7 protein-coding genes and 7 tRNA genes are annotated in these 9353 nt (G+C 38.0%); 1 reads left to right on the top strand and 13 read right to left on the bottom strand.

The features are described 5' to 3' along the window. Positions 1–89: 89 nt before the first annotated feature. From AC3WJG_RS25930 to queG, 6 genes are all read right to left on the bottom strand, one after another. Complete coding sequence (locus tag AC3WJG_RS25930; protein ID WP_102814051.1) at positions 90–1121, bottom strand: DUF3231 family protein; 1032 nt, start codon at positions 1119–1121, stop codon at positions 90–92. A gap of 104 nt (positions 1122–1225) precedes the next feature. Then, positions 1226–2404, bottom strand: coding sequence for a sporulation protein YhbH (gene yhbH / locus AC3WJG_RS25935; RefSeq protein WP_013055180.1), 1179 nt, complete (start codon positions 2402–2404; stop codon positions 1226–1228). Positions 2405–2728: 324 nt separating this feature from the next. Beyond that, positions 2729–4624, bottom strand: coding sequence for a PrkA family serine protein kinase (locus AC3WJG_RS25940; RefSeq protein WP_013055179.1), 1896 nt, complete (start codon positions 4622–4624; stop codon positions 2729–2731). Between the two features lie 458 nt (positions 4625–5082). Continuing rightward, positions 5083–5556, bottom strand: a complete 474-nt coding sequence (trmL, locus tag AC3WJG_RS25945) for a tRNA (uridine(34)/cytosine(34)/5-carboxymethylaminomethyluridine(34)-2'-O)-methyltransferase TrmL (RefSeq protein WP_016762878.1) — start codon at positions 5554–5556, stop codon at positions 5083–5085. A gap of 64 nt (positions 5557–5620) precedes the next feature. Continuing rightward, complete coding sequence (locus tag AC3WJG_RS25950) at positions 5621–6508, bottom strand: amidase domain-containing protein (RefSeq protein ID WP_102814052.1); 888 nt, start codon at positions 6506–6508, stop codon at positions 5621–5623. Positions 6509–6580: 72 nt separating this feature from the next. Continuing rightward, a complete protein-coding gene (gene queG / locus AC3WJG_RS25955) occupies positions 6581–7717 on the bottom strand; it encodes a tRNA epoxyqueuosine(34) reductase QueG (protein ID WP_102814053.1) in 1137 nt (378 codons plus the stop codon). Between the two features lie 129 nt (positions 7718–7846). On the opposite strand from queG, the gene AC3WJG_RS25960 reads away from it, so the two are divergent. Further along, positions 7847–8512, top strand: a complete 666-nt coding sequence (locus AC3WJG_RS25960; RefSeq protein ID WP_028410313.1) for a B3/B4 domain-containing protein — start codon at positions 7847–7849, stop codon at positions 8510–8512. Between the two features lie 115 nt (positions 8513–8627). Here AC3WJG_RS25960 and AC3WJG_RS25965 read toward each other — a convergent pair. From AC3WJG_RS25965 to AC3WJG_RS25995, 7 genes are all read right to left on the bottom strand, one after another. Then, positions 8628–8701, bottom strand: a tRNA-Gly gene (locus AC3WJG_RS25965). Positions 8702–8773: 72 nt separating this feature from the next. Continuing rightward, positions 8774–8855: transfer RNA gene (locus AC3WJG_RS25970), tRNA-Leu, on the bottom strand. A 30-nt stretch (positions 8856–8885) separates the two neighbouring features. Continuing rightward, positions 8886–8974: transfer RNA gene (locus AC3WJG_RS25975), tRNA-Leu, on the bottom strand. Between the two features lie 14 nt (positions 8975–8988). Beyond that, positions 8989–9062 (bottom strand) — tRNA-Cys (locus AC3WJG_RS25980). A gap of 32 nt (positions 9063–9094) precedes the next feature. Further along, a tRNA-Gly gene (locus tag AC3WJG_RS25985) sits at positions 9095–9169 on the bottom strand. Between the two features lie 5 nt (positions 9170–9174). Then, positions 9175–9249 (bottom strand) — tRNA-Gln (locus AC3WJG_RS25990). Between the two features lie 28 nt (positions 9250–9277). Next, positions 9278–9353: transfer RNA gene (locus AC3WJG_RS25995), tRNA-His, on the bottom strand.

Below are 9353 nucleotides of genomic sequence, written 5' to 3' on the forward strand. Positions count from 1 at the left end.
ATTCAAGTGGGTCTAGAGCAATCTATTTTCGCTTAGCTATATATGTTTCGGTACCGCAAAATTAATGATAATCTACAACATACTCCTTATTATTTCTCCGCCAACTTCTTACGGTCTGTTGCCATTGGAGGTTCTTCCATCCAACCTTGCTCAATCATAATCCGAATTCCATCTTTTCCATACTTCCCTATACGCCCGATTAGCTGAGAAAATTCTACTGCTACATCCGAACGGAACGACATAGACAAGCCAGCACCGCAGTTATCAATAGCAATTGTCACCGCTGTGGAAGTATGATACATCATCAGCTTATCTGAAAACGGTGAAATCGTTGAGTTGGTTACATATGCATCAAGCAGACGCGGACTTGGTAGGTCAGCTTCAGACAATAACTCGGTGAATTGCTTAATTTGCTTACTCGCAAGTTTAACTCCATCAAAAAAATAAGAGCGTAATTTTTGTGTGGTAGCTACTTGACTAAATGCCAGCATCAGCGTTTTACCTAATACATTTGTATTAACAATTTCTTGAATAGCCGTAACCTCCAAAGAAGTTAGAGGATGCATTTGAGAGAAAAATGGTGATATAAACGTTTTATGATCTACAAAATTTACTTTTACAGGATAAGGAATAACCGGAGGTCTCATCAGCATGCTTTTTCTTAAAATAACGTGGTTAGAATCCTCTAAAAGGCTGTCGCTTTCTTTTACACATCGAGACAGGTGATCATAAATATCTTGCCTTCTCACTGCGCTTAGCGCTCTAGCATATTTCTTCATACCTCCAATGGCCATTTCATTTACATAAATAGCCATAAAAATATCATCAAATAAAGCAGGAACTCCTTTATTCACATCTTGTTCCCCAAAACCTACTGGTATTGGAATTTTTTCCAAACTGAATAATTCCGTCAATTCGTCTACATGAGTTTGTGAAATCTGATGGGCTTTTTTTAAGAGCTCCTTAATCTCGGCATCTTTTACAACAGATAGAAAATACCCAAGAACACATACATACAGCGTATCGCCTAAATATTGCGCCCATAAGTAACCTAACTCAGCTGCGTTCAACCGCTGATTTTGTTGATGTTTTTGCATTTCGCTCTTTATATTTTCGTTCATTCACTTATTCTCCTTTTGGATAAAGTCGTACTCTTACTATCTCCAAAGAAGCGCTGAATAAACCGCATAAAAAAGACCTAGATAACAAGTCTAGGCCTTTTAGGTTAAGCATATTTCTGGTCTTCTGTTTCTTTTCTAAAAAAGCTTTTCATGGCGTGAAAAACGTCTGATTTTTGTTTTAAAATAAAGTGTCTAAAACTTTCGTCTTGAATATTTTTGTACGCAGACATTAAAGTGGAATGTCGATTGTACTGATTCACTTCCCCATATCCAAACATATTTGACACTTTCATTAATTCATTTACTAACTTTACACACCTTGCGTTATCTGAAGTTAAGTTATCGCCATCTGAAAAATGAAACGGGTAAATATTATAGCGGCTCGGATCATACTTTTGGTTAATTAATTCAAGCGCTTTTCGGTAAGCAGATGAGCAGATGGTTCCCCCGCTTTCTCCTTTGGAGAAGAAGTCTTCTTCTGATACTACTTTTGCCTCTGTATGATGCGCAATAAATTCAATTTCCACTGTTTCATATTTCGTACGTAAAAAGCGTGTCATCCAAAAGAAAAAGCTTCTTGCCATATACTTTTCCCATATGCCCATCGAACCGCTCGTATCCATCATAGCTAAGACGACTGCTTTCGATTCTGGCTTTATAACTTCATTCCACGTTTTGAATTTTAAATCCTCCGGATAAATAGGATGAAAAGCAGCCTTTCCTGTCATTGCGTTTCGCTTGTAAGCGCTCATCATCGTTCGTTTTTTATCGATATTCCCCATCAAACCTGTACGTCGTATATCATTAAATTCAATGTGCTCCACAACAATTTGATCAGATTCTTTTCGCTGAAGATTAGGCAGTTCTAATTGAGCAAATAAAGCCTCTTGAAGCTCCATAAGAGACACTTCTGCTTCAAAGTAGTCTTCTCCAGCCTGGTCACCTGCTCCTTGACCTTTTCCTGCCCCTTTTTGACCATCTCCAGCAGATCCATCACGTGCTACTACATCCCCAACTTTACTGTCTCCATCACCTTGACCCACATGTTTGTTTTTATCATAATTGTACCGAATTCGATATTCATCCAATGATTTGATCGGAATTTTAACTACTTCTCTTCCATTGGACATCACGATATTTTCTTCTGTAATTAAATCCGGTAAATTATTTTTAATTGCTTCTTTAATTTTTTCTTGATGTCTTTTTTGATCATCGTGGCCTTTACGATGGAGGGACCAGTCTTCTTTTGAGACAGCAAAACTTTTATCTACTTCTTTTCCCACGCTATTCCCCTCCTTATTTAAAAAACACCTGCACGTTTTTACTCGGCATGCATAAGCTATACCGAAAGTTTCTGACAAATACCTTTAGTTCAAAGGTTGGTTACTCTTATCCTATGCGCAAGAATGGTATACTTGCTAACTAATTCTTTCACTATTAGCTATTCATTTTATAGTGTCTAGTGTCATGTATATGTTTATGACTTATCATATGATGGTTAAGTGCAATGCGTACTACACATTAGCCTAATTATGCAGAGTTTATTTTAAGAGATAAGAAAAACATGGCACAGATCGGAAGTGCCATGTTTTCTTGTTAGTACTGAGTTATCGATTTAACAAACTTCCTACATAGCGCAGCAGTTCATTAGCAGATACTGAATTGTATCCATGCTCATCAATCAATCGAGCCACTACTTCATTTACTTTCTTCAGCTGCTGCTCATCTGGTGTTTTAGTGGACGTTGTAATTTTCACTACGTCTTTTAAATCCGCAAACAATTTTTTCTGAATCGCTTCGCGTAAGCGCTCATGGGAATTATAATCAAATCGTTTTCCTTTACGTGCATAAGCGGAAATACGAATTAAGATTTCTTCGCGGAATGCTTTTTTTGCATTTTCTGAAATACCAATTTGTTCTTCAATTGAACGCATTAATTTATCATCTGGATTTAACTCTTCTCCTGTTAGCGGATCACGAAGCTTATTTTTGTTGCAGTATGCTTCGACATTATCTAAATAATTATCCATTAATGTTTTAGCGGACTCTTCGTATGAATAAACGAACGCTTTTTGCACTTCTTTTTTTGCAATTTCATCATATTCTTTACGCGCCAGAGAAATATAATTCAAGTAACGCTCTCGATCCTCAGCAGAAATAGACGCATGCTGTGCTAACCCTTCTTTCAATGAACGCAGTACATCTAATGCATTGATTGATTTAATATCTTTTCGAATGATGGTAGATGAAATGCGATTAATGACATAACGAGGATCAATACCGCTCATTCCTTCATCCGTATACTCTTTTTGTAACTCTTCTACGTCTGCATCGTTATAGCCTTCTACAGATTGACCATCGTATAGACGCATTTTCTTTAATAAATCAATATCGCCTTTTTTAGGCTCTTTTAATCTCGTTAATGTAGTAAAGATAGACGCAATACGTAACGTATGAGGGGCAATATGAACATCTGATACGTCACTTTCACGAATCATTTTGTCATAAATTTTTTCCTCATCACTCACTTTTAAGTTATATGGAACAGGCATTACAATAATTCGTGAATGCAAAGCTTCATTTTTCTTATTGGAAATAAACGAGCGATACTCTGTTTCATTTGTATGCGCTACGATTAATTCATCTGCACTAATTAAAGCAAACCTTCCTGCTTTAAAGTTTCCTTCTTGAGTTAAAGAGAGTAAATGCCATAAAAATTTCTCATCACATTTTAACATCTCCTGGAACTCCATCATTCCCCGGTTTGCTTTATTAAGCTCTCCGTCAAAGCGGTAAGCACGAGGATCTGACTCAGATCCATACTCTGCAATTGTTGAAAAGTCAATGCTTCCTGTTAGATCGGCAATGTCTTGAGATTTCGGATCAGAAGGACTGAACGTTCCAATTCCAGTTCGTTTGTCCTCTGAGAAGAAAATGCGTTCGATAATGACGTCTTCAATTCTGCCGCCATACTCTTCCTCTAATCGCATTGTATTTAAAGGAGATAAGTTTCCTTCAATTCGGATACCATACTCTTCAAAGAAGTCTTTACGTAAATGATGTGGAATTAAATGCAGCGGATCTTCATGCATTGGGCATCCTTTAATAGCGTAAACAGCTCCTCGATCAGTAAGAGAATAAGCTTCAAGCCCTCTTTTTAACATGGTCACTAGCGTCGATTTACCACCACTTACCGGACCCATTAAAAGTAAAATACGTTTACGAACGTCTAAACGCTTTGCAGCTGGATGAAAATATTCTTCCACCAAGCGTTCTAGCGAATCTTCAAGTCCAAACATTTGTCCACTGAAAAATTTATAATGTCTTTTACCATTTACCTCTTCAATTCCTGCATCCTTTATCATGTTGTATACTCTAGAGTGTGCAGGCTGAGCAATTAAAGGCTCATCTTTAATCAGCTTTAGGTACTCTTCAAATGTCCCTTCCCACTTAAGACGATTCTCTTCTTCGCGGTATCTTTCAACTTTCTTTAATATATCCATTAAAGGACCTCCCCTACTAGTTATGGTGCTAGTGAACAAGATTAATACAATCTATGCAGCAAAATGTTTGAACATGCTTTTTAAATTGTAAAATTCAGAAATTTGTCCTTGCTAGGCATTCACAGTGAAGTATTTATTAGCTATAATAAAAGAGTAAGAAGGAACGGTTAAACTTTGTTAGAGAACTTATGTCTCTAGAAAAGTTATTTTGTCATTATTACCATCATGAGATATGGGAAGTCGGTTTTAACTGCAGTAGCTGTATAATCCTTTTAATTAGATTGAGGAGGAAAATCAATGCGCTTACTTTTAGTATTAGGAGTAACAATTGCTTTTTTAGCATCCATCTTCAGAGCGGGATACAATGATAAACCGGGCGTTAAAAAATAACCACTACATATCATCGTCGACATAAATAAAAAAGCGAGGTTCAATAAAATTTGAACCTCGCTTTTTACTTAAGATAAACCAGCATAATTTTGTTGACGCAGCGCTTCATAGATTAAAATAGCTGCTGTATTAGATAAATTTAAAGAACGAACATTTTCTGTCATCGGTAAACGAAGACATCTTTCCATGTTCTCTTCAATAATGTGCTTTGGCAGACCCTTTGTTTCTCTTCCAAATACGAAGAAATGATCCTGCTCTAAGTCACTATAATCAAATGTTGTATGTGGCTGCTGACCAAATTTTGTGATGAAGTAGAAACCTGCTTCAGGATACTTTTCGAATACTTCCTCTAATGAATCATGATACACCACATTTACAAATTCCCAATAATCCAATCCAGCTCGCTTTAACATTTTATCATCTGTTGAAAAGCCTAACGGACGAACTAAATGCAGCGTCGTATTTGTTGCTGCACATGTTCGCGCAATATTTCCTGTATTTGCTGGAATTTCTGGTTGAAATAACACTACGTGTACTCCCACAAATTTTCACCTCTGCTAACAAATCTATTCATCATTATACCACTAACTTGCTAAAACGAAAGTCTTACCGATCAACGATATGGAAAAAATCATACTTAATCTTTGGCGTGTAAGCCGTTGAATCCTCATAAGCCCAATATCTCATTCGACTATTATACGTGTTCGCATTTACAAGAGGCATACCGTGACCGTCTTTTGCTACAACAATGGTCGTATGATTCCATCTTCCATCTCCTTCAAAATCGTAGCAGATAACGTCTCCCGGGACAAGTTCGCTTGCTGAAGATTTCCTCACTGCCCGAAGTCCTGATTTGGAGTTACTTAAATAGCTGTGCATGGAATGAGCAACTGCCCAGCTATAGCTCCAGGCGTTCCCTCTCATCCACCATCCGTTTGCTTTTTTAGGATATCCCCGCATCGGCGCCTTTCCTGCATGCAAACACTGTGAAATATAGTTGGTGCAGTTTACCTCAAACTGCTTATAACTTTCATTAGGTTTATCCCAATGTTTTTCTGCATACTGAACAGCTGCAAGACGATCATAATAAGAGGCTCTTTCTTCGTCTTCCTCTACTTCTTCTACATCCATTTCAACCTCATCTTCAGAAAAACCCTTTACCAGCAGCTCATCTTGAATAAGCGTATCTTTATAAAAAAGAGCTAAACGAGCTTCAATTTCTTCTTCTATATAGAAAAAATCGTTTTGTTTTAAAAATGCCTGAATGTGCACCTTATATAATACTCTTGTTTCTTCCTGATCCGTATGAGCAGATTGAATAGAACCTTTCATATTACATTTTAAAACATCAACTTCTCTTTTTTTTATAAGAGACCGCTTTAGTTCACACTGCTGTTCAATGAAAGGCTTGAAGTCTTCATGAAGCTCACCTTTTACATAGCTGTCCGCACGCGCTTTAATTAAAGTATATAATACATTCCTTTTTGTTAGCATAATGTCACCACTTTTCTAAGCGTTTATTATACGCTATGACTCATTAGCTAACTTTATCAATAAAAATACGGTTTAGATCTCTTGAAGCATCTCTATACCTTTTGACATTTCTTCAATTACTTCTTGGTCCTTTTCTTTTTCTCTTAAGTTCATAAGTGTATCTAACGCTTCTTTATCGCCAATTTTGCCTAACGCCCATGCCGCTGTTCCTCGAATGACAGGGCGAACGTCATTTTTAATTAACTCAATTAAAGCTGGAACGGCGGTTTGATCTTTAAAATGGGCCAGTGCAATAATGGCATTGCGCTGAATTGGCTTTTTCCCTCTCCAAGAACCTGAAACATGTCCAAATTTCTCTTTGAACTCACGATTACTCATCGTTAAAAGCGGTTTTAATTTAGGCTTCGCAAGTTCTGGATCAGCCTCCATCTCAGGGTGAAAATGAAAGTCTTTTCCTTTATTTTCAGGACACACAGTTTGACATGTATCACAGCCATATAAACGATTGCCTAATTTACTTCGAAATTCTTCAGCTAAAAATCCTTTTGTTTGGGTTAAAAAGGCAATGCATCGCTGCGAATTCAGCTGACCGCCTGTTACAAGCGCACCCGTAGGACACGCATCAACGCACTTATTACAAGTACCACAACCGTCCTCTATCGGTTTATCAGGAGGAAACGGGATATCTGTAATCATTTCTCCTAAATACACGTAGGAACCGAATTCAGGTGTAATAATGGCACAGTTCTTACCGCTCCAGCCAATACCAGCTCTTTCTGCTACAGCTCGGTCCGACAGCTCGCCTGTGTCTACCATCGATTGAAGGATAGCTACAGGTACTTTTTCTTTTATGAAGGTTTCAAGCTTTTGAAGCCTATCACGTAGAACCGTATGATAATCTTGCCCCCAAGAAGCACGGCAAAAGATTCCTCGGCGATCTTCCTTTGTGCTCTTTGGTGCATCCTTTAATTTAGAAGGATACGCAAGTGCAATTGAAATAATAGATCTAGCTTTTGGAACAACTAATGTGGGATCTACTCTCTTTTCAATATCAGGTTCTTCAAAGCCTGAAGCATAACCTAACTCTTGCTGTGCTAACAATCGATTCTTTAACTCATCAAACATAGAAGCACTCGCAAATCCAATCTTATCGATTCCAATCTCTTTGCTGTATGAAATAATTTCTTCCTTCAACTGATACGCATTCATAGTGAGTAATGGCCTCCTTTCCAAGAAATTCTATATATTCATGCATTGAACTGTTTTCTCACTCAATGAAATGATAGGATGGTATCTATAAACGAACAAATACTAATTATAATAGAAAGGATCAAAAAAATGAACTTTACATTATCGCCCGCTATTAAACAGCTTTGCCCTTCTTTTAAAATGGGAATCATTCAGTATAAAAATATTGAAGTTGGTGATTCTCCTCAAATGCTAAAAGGACGTCTGCGCCTCTTTCAAGAATCCATTTATTTCGACCTTGAGTCAAAAAAAGTAACAGAATTCGAAGGTGTTAGCGAGTGGAGAAAGCTTTTCAAAACATTTGGAACTGATCCAAGTAAATACCGTCCTTCTATAGAAGCTTTAATTAGAAGAATAGGAAAACAAACGTATTTGCCTTCTATCAATTCTGCTGTGGACATTAATAACTTTTTTTCATTGCAATATGAAGTCCCAATTGGAATTTATGATTCCTCTAATTTAGAGGGTCCCATCGAATTTACTATCGGTAAAAAAGAAGAGTCTTATGAAGCTCTAAATGAACGTAATATTTCTTTAGAAAATAAAATCCTTTCAAAAGATGTCCTAGGAGCTTTCGGAAGCCCTTATGTCGATTCTAACCGAGCATACGTAACTGAAAAGACAACACAAGCTGTACAGTTCATTTATTTAAAGCCTTCACTTTCAGAAGAACAGGCTTATAAACTAACTAAATCCCTAAGTGACATGTTCATTCAAATCCACGGCGGAGAAGCAACCTATCAAGTCATTAACTGATGTACGTAAATATAGCGTCTATCTTGAAAAGATAGACGCTATATTTGCGCTAAAAATAAAAAACGCAACATCTCAGCTTTAAAAGCGAGACACTGCGTTGTGATAACAATATGTATGGAGCGGGTGATGAGAATCGAACTCACGACATCAGCTTGGAAGGCTGAGGTTTTACCACTAAACTACACCCGCAAATATTATCAAAATTTGTCGACCGACAAGTAAAAATAAAAACAGGAAGCATCCTGTCAAGTAAAGCTAAAGTACCGATGGTCGGGGTCGAACCGACACTCCCGAAGGAACACGATTTTGAGTCGTGCGCGTCTGCCAATTCCGCCACATCGGCAAAATAAAAAAGGCAAGTTAAAATTATAAATGGTGCCGAGGGCCGGACTTGAACCGGCACGGTAGTCACCTACCGCAGGATTTTAAGTCCTGTGTGTCTGCCAATTCCACCACCCCGGCAGCTTGTAAATAAATGGAGGCGGCAACCGGATTTGAACCGGTGATAAAGGTTTTGCAGACCTCTGCCTTACCACTTGGCTATGCCGCCATTTACTCAAGACTAAATAACTTTATTAAAATTGGAGCGGAAGACGAGGTTCGAACTCGCGACCCCCACCTTGGCAAGGTGGTGTTCTACCACTGAACTACTTCCGCATATATGGCTGGGCTAGCTGGATTCGAACCAACGCATGACGGAATCAAAATCCGTTGCCTTACCGCTTGGCGATAGCCCAATATTGGAATATGCATACCGTTTATAAATGGGGCGACTGATGGGAATCGAACCCACGAATGCCGGAACCACAATCCGGTGCGTTAACCACTTCGCCACAATCGC

It is taken from the genome of Priestia sp. FW507-14D1A, assembly GCF_058781295.1.